The sequence below is a fragment of the Massilia sp. MP_M2 genome, from assembly GCF_039123635.1.
Classification (GTDB): Bacteria; Pseudomonadota; Gammaproteobacteria; order Burkholderiales; family Burkholderiaceae_D; genus Telluria.
On record NZ_JBCHJF010000003.1, the window covers coordinates 282,940 to 302,627 of the forward strand.

Consider the following 19,688-nt stretch of genomic DNA (forward strand, 5'->3'; position numbering starts at 1 on the left):
TCAGGGCTGCGTGGTCTGGCCGGTCTTGTTGGTCTGACCAGTCAGGCGTAGCGCGCCACGGTACAGAATGCTGGCTGGCGGCGCTTGCGCGGCCTGGTTGGCGGCCTGATTGGCGGCCTGATTGCTATCCTGCGGCGTAGCGGCGTCGCGGCCTGCTTCGAACGTTGCCTTGTGCATCGCGCCCATTCCATTGTCTTCTTCGATGCGCACCGCCATCCTGCTGGCGCTGGCTGGCCCGGCGCCCTCACCCGCGACGGCATCGATCACGAAGCGATAACCCGGGCGATTGTCCAGTTGCCCCGTCCCTTCCAGCCTGACCCGGTTGCCGTCGAGCACGATCCGATCGAGCGTCTCACCTTTGAATGACGTGCGGCCCAGCAGACGAAACACGAACGGCGTACCAACCCCTGTCTTGAGCGTGAGTGGCGCTGCCAGCCGGAACGATGTTCTGGCGGCAGGCGGATTGAAGCCGCTGCCAGCGGACACACCCGACTGGAGCATGCCTTCGCCCACCAGTTGCGCGCCGTCGGTGACGCCAACCCGGACGAATGCAGACATCGTCGTACGCCTGCGCGCCGAATCGGTGACGATCACGCTCGCGCGGTAATCTCCTGCAACGCCAAACGTGTGTTCAGCGAGAACTGTGCCGGTGCCATTGCGCTCGCGCACGACCGCCGGCAGCGGCCCGCTGCCATCGCCCCAGTCGACGGTGGCGGTATGGGTGTCGCGGACATTGCGGTCGCGAAATGACAGCGTGAGCCTGGCAGGTTCGTTCTCGCGCGGCGTCGGGATTTGTATCGGACCCAGCACAGGCGCATCGGTACCGCCGCCACCGCGGCGCAGGAACACCAGCCCGGCGTTCGATTGGGCCAGGATGTCACCGTTGGCTGCAATACCAAGGCCTTCGGTCACCACCAAGCCCGTTGGCGGTTTGTGCAGGCGCAGATTGAGATCGGTTGCCACGCCCGTACGCGACCAGCGATACGCACGGCCTGCGTCGAGCATGCTGGAGCGAACCAGGCCCACGCTCACGCCATCATCGTTCAGTGCGTTGGCCTCTGATGTGAACATCCCGGCCGGATGCAGGGTGAGAAAGCCGCGCGCACGCGAGTAACGAAAGGCGCGAAACTCGCTCGTGGTCGGGCCCCGCACGGCGCCGATGACCTCACCCGCTTCATTGAGTGTCGTGGGATAGGCGGCATTGATGCTGACTGCGGGTTTTCCGGGGCTCGACAAGAAGAAGCCCCTGGTTGCAGCGTCGACGATTCGCCAACCGAGAATGTCGCCCTGATTATTGATGCGGATACCATACGCACTGCGTGCCCCGAAGGTTCCCAGATTCGTGGGACGGCCATCCGCGTTCCAGACCAGCGTGGTCGTGTCGCCATTGACAGCGCTGCCCGAGCCGACGACGGCATCGAGATCGTTGATGCCGTAGGCAGCGCCTGGAACGAAGCCGGTGACGCCAGGCAGTGATGACAGGCGATTTGCCGACGTCCAGCGCACTGCCCGCACACTGCTGTTGTCGCTGGATGTGGCGGACAAACCTGCGATCTGACCATGCTCGTTGATCGCGTCCAGGGACGAGTATTCGCGCACATTGAGCGACGGTAGCACGACCGCGCCCCGCGCGGCCGACCAGCGCGACGGCTGGTACCGCAAGCCGCCGGGGCTTTGCGCGTCAAGAAAGCGTGCGTTGAAAATCACCTCACCTTGTTCGTTCAGACCGCCGACAAACGTACGTTCATTGCCTGGAGGACTGATATCGACAATGCGATCGCCATTGAAGAACGCCACCTGCGTGCGATCGTCCGGCCCCAGGTACTCGAATGCCGCCTGACCATGTGCGTTGACAAAGCCGATGTAGCTCGTCGGTGCGGCGAGATTGACGATCCTATAGAAATCACCACCAACACGTTCGGTACCGGTGGCGCCATCGTCCACAGCCGCTCTGGCGCTGCCGGATAGTGCAAGCATGAGCATGAGCACAAGCAACAGCATCGTCGCAGACACCCCGTTTGGGCCCGTCGATAAATTGCGCATCGTCATCTCCATGTATGCGCGGATGCGGTATGCACCGCGCATGACTATTCTGGAACGTGACGAATCGTGCAGGACGATCTGGCGCAAAGTCGATCGGGGAACGGTGGCGCGCTCGCGCCACCTCGGGTCACGACGTCAGACGACCTTGCGCACGCCGCCCTTGGACGCGCTTTCGGCCATGCCTTCGAGGTTCTTGCGCAGCCAGCGGTGCGCCGGACTGCGGCCGTCGCGTTCGTGCCATAGCATGTCCAGGTGGACAGCAGGCAGCTGGAGCGGCAGTTCTTTCCAGATCAGGACATCGGCCATGCCGGTCGAAACCAGCAAGTGCTTTGGCAACACCGTGATCAGGTCGGAGTTGGCCACCACCCGGCCAGCTGTGAAGAACTGGTTCACCGTCAGCAAGATGCGCCGTTCACGGCCCATCTGGCCCAGTGCTTCGTCCACCAGGCCGTGGGCGCGGCCCGAGAAGCTCACCAGCAGGTGGTTCGCCTTGCAATAGGTGTCGAGATCGAGCTTTTCCTTGGCCAACGGGTGATCCTTGCGCATCACGCACACGTACACGCCCGAATACAGCCGTTCGTGGCGGATCGGCGAGCCGGTTTCGTACGACAACTGGGCCGCCACACCGGGGAAGAACCCCACAGCCAGGTCGATATCGCCGCGCAGCAGCATCGGGCGCGGTTCGCGCGTGGTCAGCGGCACCATGCGGATATTCACGCCCGGCGCCTCGCTTTCGATCGAGCGCATCAGTGACGGCAGCCACAGGGCGGCAGTAGCGTCGGCCATGGCCATCCGGAACGTCGCCTGCGCCTTGGAGACATCGAACGTCTCGGGCATCACGGCCGCTTCGAGCGCTGCCAGGGCCTGGCGCACGGCCGGCCACAATGCTTCGGCGCGCGGTGTCGGCTTGACACCGTAGGCGGTACGGATCAGGAGTTCGTCACCCAGGCTTTCACGCAATCGCTTGATGGCATTCGAGACAGCAGGCTGGGTCATGGCCAGGTGGCCAGCGGCGCGCGTCAGGTTCTGCTCGGTCATGACGGCGTCGAACACGCGCAGCAAATTCAGGTCTAGCGTCAGAAAGCTCATGGGATTCGGGATAAGACTGTTGTGAACACAAGTGTACATCAACTCATTCACAAACAGTATAAGGGCCATCAGCGATGGGAATTAGATTTATATGTTGCGATGCACTAAAGTTATCCACAATTATAGAACGAGTACCTTATGTCTTCTACCGCTACCCTAGTTCAAGCCGTCAACGCGGTGCCCTTCAGCCTGTTGTTCAGCATGACCGTCTATCTCGCCCTGTTCGGCGGGATTGCCCTGTTCTTCCGCCCGCTGCTCGTTGGCATTGGCCGCGCGTTGTACCTGACGGTACGTCCACGGCGCAGCAAGTCGGCACCGCCGTCGAAATCAGCTTGATGACTCTTCATCACTGATCTGCTTTTCCCCCTTACTGAAACGCGGCACCGGACACGGTAGCCGCGTTTTTTTTCGCCGGTCGCTTCGTAGTCTGGCAAAGCACGCCCAACTCTCATGTTTGTGATGGTGACTTGATGTTGCCTGGTTTTTCTCGACCTTAATATGTGACAAAGTTCACATAGAATTACAAGCGATGAAAATATAAATGGATTAAAAATAGCATTTTACGGCTATTATCCATCAATATAGACTAATAAAGCTGTATTTTAGATGATTTTATCCGAATCATGAGCGACCGAGTCGGTACCGAAAAAATAAATGTAAATAGATTAAATTAGACGATGATAAGCAAATTAATCTATTTTATAGCATCATTTTGACGAAGTTCACATTTTATATAATTTATAGCACAACCATAAGTAATAAAAAGGGTGTTGGGAAATTTGCTACTGAAAGTACCAGATAAATGTAACCGTGAAGAACGTTGGAGGGTCAGACGGGATGCCAGGCAATTTCAATACGCGAACGGAGACGCCAGCGGGTCAAGCCAGCTGGCGATGAAGCGATGAAGCGATGACGGCAGGGAGAAGCAAGCCGACAGAGACGCGTCGGCCAGAGAAGGGATCAGGCTGCGGCTTTGTCAGCCGTCAGACGCTCGTACTTGATGAGGAGTTCTTCGCGCGATTCGCGCCAGGCCGGGTCGAGCGGGATGCAAGCGACCGGGCACAGAAGTTGGCACTGCGGTTCTTCAAAGTGCCCGACACACTCGGTGCACTTGTTCGGATTGATCTGGTAATACTCTTCGCCCATCGAAATGGCATCGTTGGGGCATTCGGGTTCGCAGACGTCGCAGTTGATGCAGTCGTCGGTAATCAGGAGGGCCATGGTACTTCCAGGTGGATCAGACGACCGGTGCTGGGGGCAGGCTGGTGATCTTGTTTTGCAGCCAGCGGTCGACCGATGGGAAAACGAATTTGGACACGTCGCCGCCCAGCATGGCGATTTCGCGCACGATGGTGCCCGAAATGAACTGGTACTGGTCGGACGGGGTCAGGAACAGGGTTTCGACATCCGGCAGCAGGTAGCGGTTCATGCCCGCCATCTGGAACTCGTATTCGAAATCGGATACCGCGCGCAGGCCGCGCACGATCACGCGGGCGTCGTGCTTGCGCACGAAGTCCTTGAGCAGACCCGAGAAACTCTCGACCTGCACGTTCGGATAATGGCCCAGCACTTCATTGGCGATTTCGAGCCGCTCTTCAAGCGTGAAGAAGGGACGCTTGTTCCGGCTATCGGCAACGCCGACCACCAGACGGTCGAACAGGCCGGATGCGCGGCGTACCAAATCCTCGTGGCCGCGGGTGAGCGGATCGAAAGTACCTGGATAAACAGCTACAACCATTGCGGCTCCTGTGAAAAATACACCGTGATAGAACGCGCATTATGCCTTAAATACCCGGCATTCGCCCCAGCTTGGGGCGCGGTTTGTCCAATGGCTGTGCAGTTTCCACAGCCTTTCAACAACTCATGCGTGTTTTTCTTGCAGCTTGAGGAGATGATAGTAGACCATGCCTGCCTTGTCCGCACGTACGACCTCCCAGCCTGCGAGCCACTCGGGCACCGCATCGCCTTCGGCCAGCAGCGGCGTCTCGGCTTCGGCATACACCATGCCGCCCTCTTTCAGCAGCGCTATGCATAACGGCAAAGTCTTGGCCAGCAAGTCTTGCTGGTAGGGTGGATCGAGAAAGATCACGTCAAAGCGCTGGCCACGGCTAGCCAGGTCACGCACGAGCGTCAGGGCGTCGACGCGCAGGATGGTGACGCTGGTTGCCTTGAGCTTGTCGCGGTTCGCTTCCAGCTGGCGTACCGCCGGGCTGTGGTTGTCGACCATCAGCACCGCTGCTGCGCCGCGGCTGGCCGCTTCGAAGCCCAGTGCACCGGAACCGGCGTACAGGTCGAGCACGGTAGCGGCGTCCCAGTCATTGCCCAGCTGATGATTGATCCAGTTGAAGACAGTCTCGCGGACGCGGTCCGGCGTGGGCCGCAGGCCAAGGGCGTCGACGACCGGGAGCAGGGTTCGTTTGAACGCGCCGCCGATAATGCGGACCTGGTGCTGCGCCATGCGCGGCGCGCCGTGCGGCTTGGGGCCGGCAGGCTTGGAATTGATGGACTTTCTGTGCATGGGCGGCACTATAGCATGGGGTTTACATGCGATTGCGCGCCGCCCTTGGGGTGCCTGTCTGCGTGCTTGTTTGCCTGCTTATTTGCCGGCAGCCAGCGCCTCGAGATCACCAATCCAGCCCTGGATGCGCTCCTGCGCATGGTCTTTCTGCTTGGGCGTCGCGATCCGGATCGCTGTCAGGATGAACTTGGTGGTGTGATCGATGCTGGCATCATAGAAACCCTTGTGTTCGGGCGAGTCCATGCGGCTGGACAGTTCCCGCATCAAGCCGGATACGCGCGCCGCAGTTTGCTCGCGGTTGAGTTTCTTTTGGTGGATCTCAGTCAGTAATGCCAGCACGCGGCGCTGGCGGTACTGGCGCTCTTCCAGCCACAGGTTGTTGTCCAGCGGACGCAGGTCGGACGCGCGGCGCAGGGTCGCCTCTTGTTCACTGCTGAAGTTCCCGAACCACAGTTCCATCTGTTCCATCGATTTCTTGAAACGGGCGCGCTGGCGCTTGTCGGCGCTGCCATCGATGAACTTGCGGCGGTAGTCGTCGTTCTTGTCCTTGAACTTGCGCTCCATGTGGGTGATCTGCTCGGGTGTGATCGACATGGCCAGCGTCGTCAGTTCCGGCACGGCGCGCTGGCCGAGGCGATCGGCGCGTACCCGAATTTCGCGGTAGCCACCCAGCAGGTCGGCCTGGGTCGGGTTGCCAGCCAATTGACGTTTGAACGTGCCTAATAATGCAGCATAGTCACGCAACTCGGTCTTGCGGTGCCACTGGAACACGGCATTGATATCGCGCTTGGCCACATCTGCCTGTTGACCTTCGAAGTCGACATACGAATTCATCCACCAGTACAGTAAAGTGTCGCCCTGGTTGTACGAGAAGCGAATCGAGCTGCAACCGGCTGCCATGACCGTGATGGCAAGCAGCAGGAGTGCGAAAGCACGTCGGAAAGCGCCATCGCGCATGCTAAAATTTTTCATATATTCAACTTTTTGAGAACGGCTTATGAACGTTGTGATCCTCGCCGCCGGTATGGGCAAACGCATGCAATCTGCCTTGCCGAAAGTACTGCATCCACTGGCTGGTAAGCCCCTTTTGCGCCACGTCATCGATACCGCGCATGGCCTGAGTCCGCAGAAATTATGCGTGATTTATGGACATGGAGGCGCAGCGGTGCCAGAGATGGTCGCAACAGTGGCAGAATCCACCGGCAGCACGATCGTTACCGCGCTGCAGGAACCGCAGCTGGGCACCGGTCACGCCGTCATGCAAGCGCTGCCGCAACTGGACGACGACCAGCCGACGATCGTGCTGTACGGCGACGTGCCCCTGACCACGATCGACACGCTGCGCCGTCTGGTCGAGGTCGCAGGTAGCGACAAGCTGGGTATTCTCACCGTCGAGCAGGCCAATCCATTCGGGCTGGGCCGCATCGTGCGTGAAGACGGCAAGATCGTGCGCATCGTCGAAGAAAAAGACGCGACCGAGGCCGAACGCGCCATCAAGGAAATCAACAGCGGCATCATGGCGATTCCAACCCGCCACCTCAAGAAGTGGCTGGCGGCCCTGTCGAACACCAATGCCCAGGGCGAGTACTACCTCACCGACATCGTCGCCCAGGCCGTGGCCGACGGCGTACCGGTCGTCTCGAGCCAGCCGTCCGGCGAATGGGAAGTGGCGGGCGTCAACAGCAAGGTGCAGTTGGCCGAGCTCGAGCGCCGTCACCAATTGAATATTGCCCACGCACTGCTGGAACGCGGCGTGACCTTGATGGATCCGGCGCGCATCGATGTGCGCGGTGAACTCGTTTGCGGCCGCGATGTCACGATTGACGTCGGTTGCGTGTTCGAAGGCCGCGTCGAGCTGGCCGATGGCGTGCGCATCGGCGCGCACTGCGTGCTGGTCAATGCCACCGTGGGCGCGGGCGCCAATATCAAGCCGCTCTGCCATATCGAGGACGCCACGATCGGCGCCGCCTCGCAGATCGGCCCGTACGCGCGCCTGCGGCCGGGTACGGCACTTGGCGAAGATGTCCACATCGGGAACTTCGTCGAGGTCAAGAACAGCACGGTCGCCGCGCACAGCAAGGCCAATCACCTGGCGTACGTGGGCGACGCCACCATCGGTTCGCGCGTCAACATCGGCGCCGGCGTCATCACCTGCAATTACGACGGCGCCAACAAGTTCCGCACCGTGATCGAAGACGACGTGTTCGTGGGTAGCGACACCCAGCTGATCGCCCCGGTCACGGTCGGCAAGGGTGCCACGCTGGCCGCCGGCACGACACTGACGAAGGATGCGCCAGCCGGCAAGCTGACCCTGTCGCGTCCGAAGCAAGTCACCATCGACGGCTGGAAGCGTCCGGTGAAAATCAAGAAGTAATCCACCGGCCGTACACAGCCTAATCACAGGAAATGAACAAGATAAACACAAGGTAATACCGTGCTTATCCCAGGTTCTTCCCTGTGGTCATCCACATTGTTATCCACAGTCATTCGCGTAGATGTTCTGGCCTGACTACACGGCAATGCGCGTCTCGAACTTGCTGCGGTGAGTCGCAAAATAGGCCTTCACGTTGCGCACATTGGCGTGCGCCGTGAACAGCCGGTGCGCCAGCTCATGGTAGGCCGGCATGTCAGCCACTTGCACGATCAACACGAAATCCGGGCCGGGCGACACGCGGTAGCACTGCAGCACCGCTGCCTCTGTGTCTGCCAACCGCTCGAATTCGGCCATCCGTTCGGCGGCCTGCACGTCGAGCGTGATCTCGACGATGGCGCTCAGGCTCGCCCCCACCTTGTCGGGGGCAACAATTGCCACCTGGCGCTGGATGACGCCGCTGTCCGTCATGTTCTTCACCCGGCGCAGGCATGTCGGCGGCGACACGTGCACCTGCGCCGCCAGTTGTGCGTTCGTCTGCGATGCGTCAGCCTGCAGAATGGTCAGAATGCGACGATCGACGTCGTCGAGGACAGGCGGAGCATTGTTTGGCATGAAATCTAAGTGTATTTAGAGCTACTATATGAAACAGAATTTCACAGGCTACTACCAGTGAAATAATATGACAAATATAGCCGCACACTGTACGCTTATTTCATGGCAATTGCTCTACGATAATACTCATTAAATATTTTGAAGTGAGGTTAGCCATGTGCGGTATCGTCGGAGCAGTCGCAAAACGTAACATTACCCCTGTCCTGATCGAGGGTCTCAAGCGCCTCGAGTACCGTGGCTATGATTCTTGCGGCGTGGCCGTTCACGTCGATGGCCGCCTGACCCGCTCGCGCTCGACGTCGCGCGTGGCCGAACTGGAAGCGCAGGTCAAGGAAGCACATCTGGAAGGCTTCACCGGGATCGCCCACACCCGCTGGGCCACTCATGGCGCGCCGGCATCGCACAATGCCCACCCGCACTTCTCGCCAAGCGAAGACAATGCACGCATTGCGCTGGTTCACAACGGCATCATTGAAAACCACGACGAACTGCGCGCCGAACTGACCGGCCTGGGCTACGTTTTCGTGAGCCAGACCGACACCGAGGTCATCGCCCACCTGGTCGACCACATGTACAACGGCGACCTGTTCGAGACCGTGCAGCAAGCCGTCAAGCGCCTGCACGGCGCCTACGCCATCGCCGTGTTCTGCCGCGAAGAACCGCACCGCGTGATCGCCGCGCGCCAGGGCTCGCCACTGATCGTCGGCGTGGGCACGGACGAGAACTTCGTCGCGTCCGACGCGATGGCGCTGGCTGGCACGACCGACCAGATCATCTACCTCGAAGAGGGCGACGTGGTCGACCTGCAACTGGCACGTTACTGGATCGTCGACGTCGACGGCCGTCCGGTCGAGCGCGACGTCAAGACTGTGCACGCCCACACGGGCGCCGCCGAACTCGGCCCTTACCGCCACTACATGCAGAAAGAAATCTTCGAGCAGCCGCGCGTGATCGGTGACACGCTCGAAGGCGTCACCGGCATCATGCCGGAACTGTTCGGCGACGGCGCCTTCCCGGTGTTCAAGAAAATCGACCGCGTGCTGATCCTGGCCTGCGGCACCAGCTACTACGCGGGCCTGACCGCCAAGTACTGGATCGAGTCGGTGGCCAAGGTGCCTGTGAGCGTCGAGATCGCCAGCGAATACCGCTACCGCGACAGCGTGCCGCATCCCGACACGCTGGTCGTGACCATCACCCAGAGCGGCGAAACGGCTGACACCCTTGCCGCGCTCAAGCATGCGCGCAGCCTGGGCATGGAACACACGCTGACCATCTGCAACGTCTCGACGAGCGCCATGGTGCGCGAGTGCAAGCTGGCTTACATCACGCGCGCCGGTGTCGAAGTCGGCGTGGCCTCGACCAAGGCATTCACGACCCAGCTGGCCGCCTTGTTCCTGTTGACGCTGACGCTGGCCCAGGTCAACGGTCGCCTGACCGATGCCGAAGAAGCCGAGTACCTCAAGCAGATGCGACACCTGCCGGTCGCGCTGTCCGCAGTGCTGGCGTTAGAGCCGCAGATCATCGCCTGGGCCGACGACTTCGCCCGCAAGGAAAACGCCCTCTTCCTGGGTCGCGGTATTCACTACCCGATCGCGCTGGAAGGCGCGCTGAAGCTCAAGGAGATTTCGTACATCCACGCCGAAGCGTATCCAGCTGGCGAACTCAAGCACGGCCCGCTGGCGCTGGTGACCGAAGAGATGCCGGTGGTCACGATCGCGCCGAACGACGCGCTGCTGGAAAAGCTGAAGTCGAACATGCAGGAAGTGCGCGCGCGCGGTGGTCAGCTGTACGTGTTCGCCGACGTCGATTCGCGCATCACGTCGGGCGATGGCCTGCACGTGATTCGTTTGCCTGAGCACTACGGTTTGCTGTCACCGATCCTGCACGTGGCAGCGCTGCAGTTGCTGGCGTATCACACGGCGCTGGCGCGTGGGACCGATGTGGACAAGCCGCGCAATCTGGCGAAGTCGGTGACGGTCGAGTAAGTCATCGATGAAGGCCGTGCTGTTCATCCAATACGGCCCGCCGCGCCGGTCCCTTCTTGGCCCAGTTTGTGAAAGCGTTATTCGCCTTTCAAAGGCCACGCAGGATCCATTGCCCGCACGACTGTGGCGCTATCGACGTATTGTTCCATGCTGATAATTTTTCCTTCTTTCAGCCTGTACAAATGCGCAAAGGTGGCCTTCATCGCAATGCCTGTTTTACGATAAATGCCTGAGTACACACCAAAGGCAGCTACATGATCACCTTCCGATAAGTAGGTGTGGACCTTGGCCTGATAATCGATCCACTCGTTAGTCAGCCGCTGAAACACATTGTCAATGATCGCCTGTGGACCGTGATAAGTGCCTGCATAGGGGAAGCCCGCGGCCTCGGTCCACACCACATCGTCGGCAAGTGAGGCCATCAGGTTTTTTCCATTTTCTTCCGCCACCCCTTCATAGGTGGCGCGGATGATGTCCAGATTGGTCGTCATCGCATCAACCCCACGGCATCTCGCCTTTGGCGACTTTGGCGCCAATCTGCAGCGCAATGCCCATGCCCAACTCCGGATAGCGCTTGGTCATGGCGGCAATCAGCTCGGCACTATTGCCAGCCTTCGCCAGCTCTTTGTCGAACGCGACCAGGTAGTCGCGAGTAAACGCGATGGCCGAGATATCGATGGCAGCTGCGGGCGTCATGTGGCCGGGAATAACAGTGATCGGTTTGCGTGCTGCCATGGCATCCAGATTCTTGATCCAGCTCGCCCGCGCTGCCACGGTCGCGGTGTCGGCCGTCCAGACGTGGGTGCCGGAGAACACCAGCACACCGCCAAAGACCGCTTTTAATGACGGTGCCCACAGATAGCGACGATTCTCGAGGCCATCCGCATTGACGATGTCGATGCTGTGGCCTTCCACATCCAGTGCGGGACCATCAAATGCTTCCGGGATGACGATGTCAGCCATGGATTGCGGACCATTTTCTTTGAGCTGGGGACCCCAGGTCGCCAGTTTTTTGTCGACGCTGGCCTTGATCGCGGCGATGGTCGCCGAGGCAGCGACGATGCGCGCTTGCGGGAAGGCGGCCTTGATTGGACTTAGTCCAAAGTAGTAATCCGGATCGCTTTGGCTGATGTAGACCGTGGTGAGTTTTTTGCCGGTTTTCTGGATCGCCGCGATCAGCGTTTTCGCATCGGGGAAAGTAAATCCTGCGTCGATCAGGATAGCGTCGCTGGCGCCACTGATCAGCACTGGCGCGCGAAAGAAACCATGTTCACCGGCCGGGAAATGCGCTTGAGTCAAGCCCTTGTTCGCCGCCAGGGCCAACTCGCTGCCCATCATGGTCGTTGCAACGCCGGTCGCGGCGGCGGTTTTCAACATATCGCGTCTTGTCATCATGCTCTTCTCGCTTTCAATATGATTGGAAATTGAATTACCGGGTACATCGTCTCTGCCGCTCAAGCCGCCTGCAATTGCCCCAACAAGGCGTTCGGCGCCGCATAGATGCCATTACTGTGCAGTAGCCAGCGCCTGCTGCGCGATACGCCAACAAAAGTGGGCACACCTGTGGCGTGCAATTCGTCCATCATGGCGCGGGCCTGGGCGACGCGCAGGTGGTGCGCTTCAAGCATGGCCTGGCTGCGCTGCGCCAGCGCGTCAGCGGCGTCCTGAAGACCGGCCTGCCGCAATATGGCGCCCAGCGTAGGCCAGTCCGTTACGTCACGGCCATCGACAAAGCGCGCGTGTTGAATGGCTTTGAGCGTCGCCAGGCCATGCTCAGGGCTGGTCAGCGCCACTGCGGTCAGTGCCAGACTGGCCGGTTCGCTGTTGAATCGCTGCTGGCGATTCGCCAGCACCGACTGGTGATAATTCTCGGTAAAGCGCTGGCCGGAAAGGTGGTTGATGCGCTGGTCGTTGTTCCACGCGAAACTGGCGAAATCATCATCCATCGCGCGTGACCCCGAGCCTGAAAACAAGCCGGTCGGCAGCAATTCGACATTGATCCCAGCCGCCGCCACTGCGGTGAGTGCGGGCACTGCGCCGTAGCACCAGCCGCAAAGGGGATCAAATAAATAATACAGTGTCGTGTTCATCACTAACTCCATGCAAGGGTCCCAATGACATCGATCCTAACGTTATTCGATTGAACTTTAAATACATACGTGATATACGATCCGTATGGCAAATACATACAATAAGAATGAGGTTCGACTCGGTGAACTCAGCAATCTGCGGCGCCTGGCGTATTTTGCCGCCGTCGTGGAAACTGGATCATTCACCGCTGCCGCCGAGCGCCTTGGCATCACGAAGGCCGTGGTGAGCCAGCAGGTGGCGCGCCTGGAGCAAGAGTTCCGTACCTCATTACTGGTACGAACCACGCGCAAAGTGCAGCCCACCGAGTCCGGGCAGGCGTTCTATGTGCGCTGTGCGCGCATTCTTGGCGAAGCTGAAGAGGCGTTCGGTGAACTGGGAGAGGCCGTCGTTGACCCCGTCGGCACGCTCAAGCTGACTGCACCGTTTGATTACGGCATCAGTCGCGTCGTTCCAGCAATTGCTGCCTTTTCCAAGCGCTACCCGGACTGCAAAGTCGATGCTGTTTTTAGTGATCAAACGCTGGACCTGATGTCGGGCAGCATCGAACTGGCGATTCGCGTTGGATGGTTGAAGGACAGCGATTTGCAGGCGCGCCAAATTGGAACTTTTCGTCAATTGCTTGTGGCGCCGCGAGCTCTTCGTTCCAAGATTGAAAAATTGACAAGCCCGGAGCAATTGGCTGATCTGCCATTTGTCGCCAATACGGCTTTGCGAGAGCCGTTGCGATGGGATTTCACACGTCGCGAGACTGAGCGGATCAGCCTTAGCGGGCAGGCCTCGATTTTTCTCGACACCACGTTGGCGGTGCGCGAAGCGGTCCTGCAAGGCGTTGGTCTATCGGTGCTCCCCGATTTCGCGATCGCCGACGATCTGGCAACCGGCCGTTTGATTCATGTGCTACCGCAATGGCAGTTACCAGTAGGGGGTATTCACGTCGTTTTCCCGTCTGCGCGTTTTCGTCCAGTCAAGGTGCGCGCTTTCGTAGACGTGTTGGCGAGTCAAGAAAAAGCACGCTATGCGAGTGAGGCACCAGGTTAATACAGCACGTTCGAGCAATTGTAGATACGGCGCCGCGCCTGCTCGCAGTTCTTCCGGTGATGGCCTATCGAGAGAGAGGACGCGAAACCGGGATTCTGTTTTCACCGATGTCTGGATCACGCGATGATGCGTCCGGTGGCGCCACGACTTGAGGATCTGGCTGCCGTCACCGCTGTTTGCCCGCCGGCGCCTCGGGCGAGCGCACTTCCTGGTGGATCAAGCCATGTCGCCAGGCGAATGCCACTGCTTCAGTCCGATCGGTCAGTTCGAGCTTGCCAAGGATGCTGCCAATGTGCGTCTTGACCGTTTTAATGCTGATTGCCAGCATTTCGGCCAAGCGTGCATTGCTGGCGCCTTCCGCCAGCGAGCGCAGGACATCCCGCTCCCGTTCACTCAACACGGCAAATGGATCGACCCGTGGCTGCCGCATCGTGCGGACCAGGCCCAGTATGCGCTGGGTGACCAGAGGATGGATGACCGCTTCATCATCGATGACGCGTCTGATCGCATGCAGGATATCGTCGCCGGCCATTGATTTCAAAAGAAAAGCGTGTGCGCCCGCTTCGATGGCGGCAAATGCCAGGTGCTCATCCTCGGATGAGGTCAGCACGGCGATTTTGCTGCGCGGGCTGACTGCCCGTAGTGCCGAGATAACGGCGACGCCGTTCATCCCGGGCATCAGGAGGTCAAGCATGACGACGTCAGGGGTGAGTTTGCGCGCTATGTCGATGGCTTGCGGCCCATCGCCGGCCTCGCCGACAACGGTCAAGTCCTTCGTGGTAGACAGCAGCGCCGCCATTCCCTGTCGTACGATGCCATGATCGTCGACCAATAAAATCGTTGAATTCATGTCAGTCAGACCGGTTCAGACGGAAAGTAACGGTCACGATGGTGCCGCCACCATCGCTGTTGATTGGCTGGATGTCCAGCCCGCCTTCTTCAAGCCCAAGGGCGCGTAGTTTCATATTGGCCAAGCCCATGCCATTGGTCCTTCCTTCAGATAATGACAAGCCGACGCCATCGTCGGTGATACGCCAGATAAAGCAGTCGCCGGATTGTTCACCAGAGATCGCACATGTCTTGCAGCCGGCGTGCTTCAATACATTTCCCACCGCCTCGATCGTAATCAGAAACAATTGCTGGGCGACTTCCGGTCTGTTCGTCAGCGCCGCATCCGCATCATCGTTCAGCGATAGCGACAAGGCGATGTTGCTGCTTGCCAGCATGGCCTCGATGCTCTCGCAAAGCATTCGACGAAAGCCCGATTCCGCCAGGGTCGGCGCGCTCAGGCGCCGAATCACGCTCCCCAGATCCTGCTGCAACTGGCCTGTCAGCGACAATGCCGATGTGATCAGCGTTGCGCCTTTTGTGTCTGGCGGCATGAGTTGACGCAGTGCCGACAGCTGCAGGTTCAGGGCAAATGCCCGTTGCTTGGCGGAGTCATGCAAGTCACGCGCAAGTCGATTGCGCTCTTCAGCAACTGCCAGTTCCTGCTTCATCTGGATTACACCCGACATTGCATCGGCCATCAGGTCGAACTTGTGCGTGAGCCTGGCTAGTTCGTCCTTTCCCCGCTCCGCGATACGAATATCAAGGTCGCCGGACGTCCAACGCTCCGCGGCATGATCAGCGCGTCTGATCCGTCTGACCAGCATTACTAGAAGGACCAGCGCGGCGACGGTGTTGATGCTGAAGATCAGCTTCATGAGCCCGCTGTAGGTCCATGCGGGTCGCTGGAGTTTGGTCTTCGGCGACATGATATGGACCCCGACGGTCAGCACGGCATCGCTTGCGCCGGCCACGGCGAACTTCGTCACGCTGGTCCATCCGTCAGGCAGCTCTGCGATCTGCCCGGTTGGTGCGCTGCGCGTCGGCTGAGCGGCAGCGCGGATCTGCTCCTTCAGGCCGTCGTGCAGGCGGACTTCAGGCGATGGAAACGTACAGGTGGCGCCGTCGGCCCGCCTCAGCGACACGATGAGCCGTCCCGACCTGACGGCATGCAGAGAGCCGTTGAAGTTGCCATCCGCGGTCAGGTCACCCATGACTTTGCCAAGTACCGAGTCCGACAACACAGACAAGGAATCGACGCAGGCGGCAGGATAGGCGGCGTCGTGCATCCAGCCAAACTTGGGTGATGTCAGCCCGGACTCGAAGCCTGCACGCATCAACGATGGCGCGAGCGCTTTACGAAGCCTGCCGTCTTCGTCGACAGTGGCAAGCACGATCAAGAGGGCGGCGCAGCCGTATGACACGAGAACCATCGTTGGCACGAGCGTCCAGAACATGCTGTGCCGCCATCGGAAGACCGCAGCGACCACAGCACGCGGGCGTCGTGCCCAGCGCGAAATAACAAATGCCAAAAGTTGCCTTGCTAAAAGTCCAACGGTCGCTGTTCCTCAAGACCGACATCAACGCGATTTTTTACCTGCAGGACTGCACGGAGATCAGTCTAAAGGCTGAGACAGAACCATCCTATTGACTGATTTGCAATATCTGAATGGCATATAAAATTGCAATGTAGACAATTTCAGATGGCACTCTCGAGCGAATCCTGACCCGGTCAGCGATATCCTCGAAGACGCCGAGTACAAAATTTGCGCGTTCGTACAGTCCAGCGATGAGCAGTCATCGACTGAACGAGCCCACTCCATTAATCGGAAAACAGATGATACATCGTAAGTTACTGGCCAACCTGATTGCTGCCGCCTGTGCAGGAATCTTTTGTACTACTGCATTGGCTGCTGGTCAGACCGCAGCGCCTGCAGGCGCTGCATGCCCGTGGATGGACACCACAAAAACGCCGGAAGAACGTACCAACCTGCTATTGGAAGGGTCGTCGCTCGATCAGGTAATGCGCTGGCTGAACGAAGCGTCGGCGAATGAAAATTTCACGATGTCATTCGGTGGCGTCGCGTATCCAGCCCAGGTCCCCTGCGTTGGATTTCATGCGGATGTCGATGGTCCGTGGGGAATTGCCTACCTGTGGGGGACGACCGGATTTCCCGTTCCGGTAGCCCAGGCTGCGAGCTGGGATCTCGAGTTGACCCGTAAAAAAGGTGCGGCCATGGCCGACGAAGCCTGGAGCAAGCAATACAACACACTGCTGGCCCCCGGCATTGATATTGTCCGTCACCCATGGGGTGGCCGTAATGCCGAGTACCTCGGCGAGGATCCCTACCTTGCAGGCAAGCTTGCTGGCGTGTGGGTTAAAGCACTGCGGGAAAGCAATCCAAATCAGCCTGTTGCCGCGATCCTGAAGCATTTTGTCGGTAACCAACAGGAGCTGGAGCGTGCGACCAGCTCATCGAATATCGATGAGCGGACGCTGCAGCAAATTTACTTGTTGCCGTACGCAATCGCTTTCGACATTGGCCAACCAGCAGGGGTCATGTGCGGCTTTAATCAGCTCAACGGGATTTTCAGCTGCGAGCACCCGACCCTTCTGACCAAAATCCTGCGCGATCAGATTGGGTTCAAGGGCTTGGTGGTGACGGATAACGGATCACAACACTCAACTGCTGCATCCCTGCGCGCTGGCCTGAGTCAAGAATTGAGTTTGCCGAAGTTCTTTGCCCCGGCCAAACTCCGTGAGGCGATGGCAGCTGGACAAATCACGGAAGCACAGATTCGCAAGGCGGCTTACCACGTTGTCTATGCAAAGTTCGCCAATGGCTTGATGGACAACACGCTACCGGAGTCGGGGCGCGATCATGATGCGCGCAAGAGTGAGCATTTTGCAGTAGCTCAGGAAATGGCCGAGAAGGGTGCGGTACTGCTGAAAAACGAACGCAATGTGTTGCCATTGAAATTGTCAGGCAAGCGTATTGCACTGATCGGTCCTACGGTATCGAATTCGCCGACGAATGGCATCAGCGCAGAAACGGTATGCACGGCACCGCTCTTCGGCGATCCTAGCGCCGGACCTGTGCTGTACGACTGCCGTGGCACCTCGCCGCTCGACGCAATTACGGCACGCGCTGCGCAGGAGGGAAATACCGTTGTGTTCGATGGCGGCAGCGATGTGGCCGCTGCGGCAAAGGTTGCGGCTTCTGCTGACGTCGTTGTTGTTTTTGGTTATAACCGGGCCGGCGAGTTTTTCGATCTGCCAAATCTGAATCTGTTCTCCAAAGGGGATGAACTTGTCACGGCAGTAGCAGCGGCGAATCCGAACACCGTCGTGCTGCTGCAAACCGCCGGCCCGGTACTCATGCCGTGGGCCGACCGTGTGCCCTCGATTCTTGAAATGTGGTGGTCCGGTGTGAGAGGCGGCGAAGCGATGGCCGGTCTGTTATTTGGCGACGTTAATCCATCGGGAAAACTGCCTGTCACGTTCATGAAGAATCTGGCGGACCTGCCAACCGGCGGCACGCCGAACGATGCCTATCCCGGCACCTTTGCTGACGGCTCCACCACGCGCGCAGTTCGCTCGAACGAAATCCGCCAGGTGAATTACAAGGAGGGTCTGAAGGTTGGCTATCGCTGGTATGACGCAAAGAAGATCGCGCCGCTGTTCGCCTTCGGCCATGGCCTGTCGTACACGAGCTTTGTTTATTCGGACCTGGAAGTCACCACCGACGATCAGCCTGGAAGCGCAGCCCCAAGCTACAACGTCAGATTCACCGTGGGTAACACTGGCAAGGTCGCGGGCGCAGAAGTTCCTCAGGTGTACCTGACCTTGCCTGCTGCGGCGGCGGAACCGGGCAAGCGAATGGTGGGATTCGACCGCATCGAGCTCGCACCGGGTGAGCAACGTGTCGTCCAGATTACGGTCGATGGCAAGTCCAGCAACCGCCCATTCTCGATATGGGACGTCAAATCGTCCGATTGGCGCATCGTCAACGGCGAGCACATGTTCACGGTCGGCGCATCGTCGCGCGATCTGCGCCTGACCAAAGTGGCCCAGGTCAGTGCCGCCGCCCCTACTTTCGTCAATGTCACGTCGCGGGTCAAGATCGAGCAGTCCGGCTTGGCCGCGAACCGTGTCACCGGCAAATACGCCGGCACTGTGAAATTCACGAACACGACGGGTGAAGCGCTCGAAGGCCCATTGACTTTCCGCTTTGAAGGCCTGGCCGCAGGCGTGCAGCTGGATAACCGAAGCGGCGTCACGGACGGCGTGTCGTATGTCACGCTGCCGGGCAGCATCGCGCCTGGCGCCACCACCACGGTCACGGTCACGTTCACCAATCCATCCAAAGGCGCCTTTACCTACACGCCTAAACTGTTCAGCGGCACTCTTTAAGGACTCGCACGATGTTCACCTTTAAAAACCTGTTTTCACGCGCACTGCTCATGCTGGCTTTGATGAGTTCCGCCGGCGCGACGCTCGCTGCGCCAGTTTCCTATCGTGTTGCGATCGATACGTCATCGCTCAGTGGCGAAGGCCTGCTGGACTTCTCGTTCATCAGCGGCGGCACCTACCAGACCGCCAACGCCGTCCTGAGCAATTTCAGCGGCAGCTTCGGCGGTGTCTATGACTCGTTCGGTGCGGTCACCGGAGATACCACGTCCGCGATCATGTTGGGCAACCTTCCGGGCGACAATTACATGACGCACGTCGTCAACTTCGGTGGTCTGTTTGGCTTCGACGTGGTGTTCGACGCGGCGCCGGCCGATGTGGGCACCCTGTTCGGGGTAAACCTCTATCTGCCTGAATTCACTGACTTCGCGCTGGGCGAGGACGCGTTAGTCGGCATCGAGCTCAATGCCGATGGGAGCATAACGCCGAATGTGCGCAGGCCCTACGCGACGTTGACGTCGATCGACATCACGGAGGTGCCGGAACCAGGCCAGTGGCTGCTGATGGCAATTGGACTGTTTGCGATGTACAGCACAATGCGCCGCGTGCGCCGGTAAGCTTTAGCGGCGCGTACTACCGCAGCCATCTATACAGCATCAGATGAACATACTCGGCATGTCATGTCGGGTATGTTTTTTG

General features: G+C 59.3%; 18 protein-coding genes. 6 read left to right on the forward strand and 12 right to left on the reverse strand.

The window, feature by feature from the left end; all coding sequences use genetic code 11:
- Positions 1-1,977 (reverse strand): hypothetical protein, encoded by a 1,977-nt coding sequence (locus tag RCH14_RS09005; RefSeq protein WP_343025790.1) that lies wholly within the window; start codon positions 1,975-1,977, stop codon positions 1-3.
- 201 nt (positions 1,978-2,178) lie between these two features.
- Positions 2,179-3,132: a LysR family transcriptional regulator gene (locus tag RCH14_RS09010; RefSeq protein ID WP_343025791.1), complete on the reverse strand. Its 954-nt coding sequence runs from the start codon at positions 3,130-3,132 to the stop codon at positions 2,179-2,181.
- Between the two features lie 138 nt (positions 3,133-3,270).
- Here RCH14_RS09010 and RCH14_RS09015 point away from each other — a divergent pair, with 138 nt between their 5' ends.
- Positions 3,271-3,468, forward strand: coding sequence for a hypothetical protein (locus RCH14_RS09015; RefSeq protein ID WP_343025792.1), 198 nt, complete (start codon positions 3,271-3,273; stop codon positions 3,466-3,468).
- A gap of 624 nt (positions 3,469-4,092) precedes the next feature.
- On the opposite strand, the gene RCH14_RS09020 is transcribed toward RCH14_RS09015, so the two are convergent.
- The 4 genes from RCH14_RS09020 to RCH14_RS09035 all read right to left on the reverse strand — a co-directional run bounded on the left by RCH14_RS09020 (position 4,093) and on the right by RCH14_RS09035 (position 6,622).
- Complete coding sequence (locus RCH14_RS09020; protein WP_343025793.1) at positions 4,093-4,353, reverse strand: YfhL family 4Fe-4S dicluster ferredoxin; 261 nt, start codon at positions 4,351-4,353, stop codon at positions 4,093-4,095.
- A gap of 16 nt (positions 4,354-4,369) precedes the next feature.
- Positions 4,370-4,870 carry a pantetheine-phosphate adenylyltransferase gene (gene coaD, locus RCH14_RS09025; protein ID WP_343025794.1) on the reverse strand — a complete coding sequence of 167 codons (501 nt, stop codon included), beginning with the start codon at positions 4,868-4,870 and terminating at the stop codon, positions 4,370-4,372.
- A gap of 123 nt (positions 4,871-4,993) precedes the next feature.
- On the reverse strand, positions 4,994-5,650 hold the full coding sequence (gene rsmD, locus RCH14_RS09030) for a 16S rRNA (guanine(966)-N(2))-methyltransferase RsmD (RefSeq protein ID WP_407070066.1): 657 nt from the start codon (positions 5,648-5,650) through the stop codon (positions 4,994-4,996).
- 78 nt (positions 5,651-5,728) lie between these two features.
- On the reverse strand, positions 5,729-6,622 hold the full coding sequence (locus RCH14_RS09035; protein ID WP_343025795.1) for a DUF6279 family lipoprotein: 894 nt from the start codon (positions 6,620-6,622) through the stop codon (positions 5,729-5,731).
- Between the two features lie 25 nt (positions 6,623-6,647).
- Between RCH14_RS09035 and glmU the strand changes: the two genes are divergently transcribed.
- Positions 6,648-8,024 carry a bifunctional UDP-N-acetylglucosamine diphosphorylase/glucosamine-1-phosphate N-acetyltransferase GlmU gene (gene glmU / locus RCH14_RS09040; RefSeq protein WP_343025796.1) on the forward strand — a complete coding sequence of 459 codons (1,377 nt, stop codon included), beginning with the start codon at positions 6,648-6,650 and terminating at the stop codon, positions 8,022-8,024.
- A gap of 135 nt (positions 8,025-8,159) precedes the next feature.
- On the opposite strand, the gene RCH14_RS09045 is transcribed toward glmU, so the two are convergent.
- Positions 8,160-8,636 carry an Lrp/AsnC family transcriptional regulator gene (locus RCH14_RS09045; RefSeq protein WP_343025797.1) on the reverse strand — a complete coding sequence of 159 codons (477 nt, stop codon included), beginning with the start codon at positions 8,634-8,636 and terminating at the stop codon, positions 8,160-8,162.
- A gap of 155 nt (positions 8,637-8,791) precedes the next feature.
- On the opposite strand from RCH14_RS09045, the gene glmS reads away from it, so the two are divergent.
- Complete coding sequence (glmS, locus tag RCH14_RS09050) at positions 8,792-10,621, forward strand: glutamine--fructose-6-phosphate transaminase (isomerizing) (protein ID WP_343025798.1); 1,830 nt, start codon at positions 8,792-8,794, stop codon at positions 10,619-10,621.
- A gap of 77 nt (positions 10,622-10,698) precedes the next feature.
- Here the strand turns inward: glmS and RCH14_RS09055 are convergent, their stop codons facing one another.
- The 3 genes from RCH14_RS09055 to RCH14_RS09065 are packed head-to-tail and all read right to left on the reverse strand — an operon-like array spanning position 10,699 to position 12,711.
- Positions 10,699-11,112 carry a nuclear transport factor 2 family protein gene (locus tag RCH14_RS09055; RefSeq protein WP_343025799.1) on the reverse strand — a complete coding sequence of 138 codons (414 nt, stop codon included), beginning with the start codon at positions 11,110-11,112 and terminating at the stop codon, positions 10,699-10,701.
- A gap of 4 nt (positions 11,113-11,116) precedes the next feature.
- Positions 11,117-12,016, reverse strand: coding sequence for an MBL fold metallo-hydrolase (locus tag RCH14_RS09060; RefSeq protein WP_343025800.1), 900 nt, complete (start codon positions 12,014-12,016; stop codon positions 11,117-11,119).
- A 59-nt stretch (positions 12,017-12,075) separates the two neighbouring features.
- Positions 12,076-12,711 carry a DsbA family protein gene (locus RCH14_RS09065; protein ID WP_343025801.1) on the reverse strand — a complete coding sequence of 212 codons (636 nt, stop codon included), beginning with the start codon at positions 12,709-12,711 and terminating at the stop codon, positions 12,076-12,078.
- 85 nt (positions 12,712-12,796) lie between these two features.
- Here RCH14_RS09065 and RCH14_RS09070 point away from each other — a divergent pair, with 85 nt between their 5' ends.
- The gene (locus tag RCH14_RS09070) at positions 12,797-13,750 is read left to right on the forward strand and encodes a LysR family transcriptional regulator (protein WP_343025802.1); all 954 of its coding nucleotides are present in this window, start codon (positions 12,797-12,799) and stop codon (positions 13,748-13,750) included.
- Between the two features lie 166 nt (positions 13,751-13,916).
- Here RCH14_RS09070 and RCH14_RS09075 read toward each other — a convergent pair whose 3' ends face one another.
- Both RCH14_RS09075 and RCH14_RS09080 read right to left on the reverse strand, forming a co-directional pair.
- On the reverse strand, positions 13,917-14,600 hold the full coding sequence (locus RCH14_RS09075) for a response regulator transcription factor (protein WP_343025803.1): 684 nt from the start codon (positions 14,598-14,600) through the stop codon (positions 13,917-13,919).
- A gap of 1 nt (position 14,601) precedes the next feature.
- Positions 14,602-16,035, reverse strand: a complete 1,434-nt coding sequence (locus RCH14_RS09080; RefSeq protein ID WP_343025804.1) for a histidine kinase — start codon at positions 16,033-16,035, stop codon at positions 14,602-14,604.
- Between the two features lie 380 nt (positions 16,036-16,415).
- Here RCH14_RS09080 and RCH14_RS09085 point away from each other — a divergent pair, with 380 nt between their 5' ends.
- Both RCH14_RS09085 and RCH14_RS09090 read left to right on the forward strand, forming a co-directional pair.
- Entirely contained in the window at positions 16,416-18,992 is a 2,577-nt protein-coding gene (locus RCH14_RS09085; protein ID WP_343025805.1) for a glycoside hydrolase family 3 C-terminal domain-containing protein, read from the forward strand.
- Positions 18,993-19,003: 11 nt separating this feature from the next.
- Positions 19,004-19,606, forward strand: coding sequence for an NF038129 family PEP-CTERM protein (locus RCH14_RS09090; protein ID WP_343025806.1), 603 nt, complete (start codon positions 19,004-19,006; stop codon positions 19,604-19,606).
- Positions 19,607-19,688: the final 82 nt, after the last annotated feature.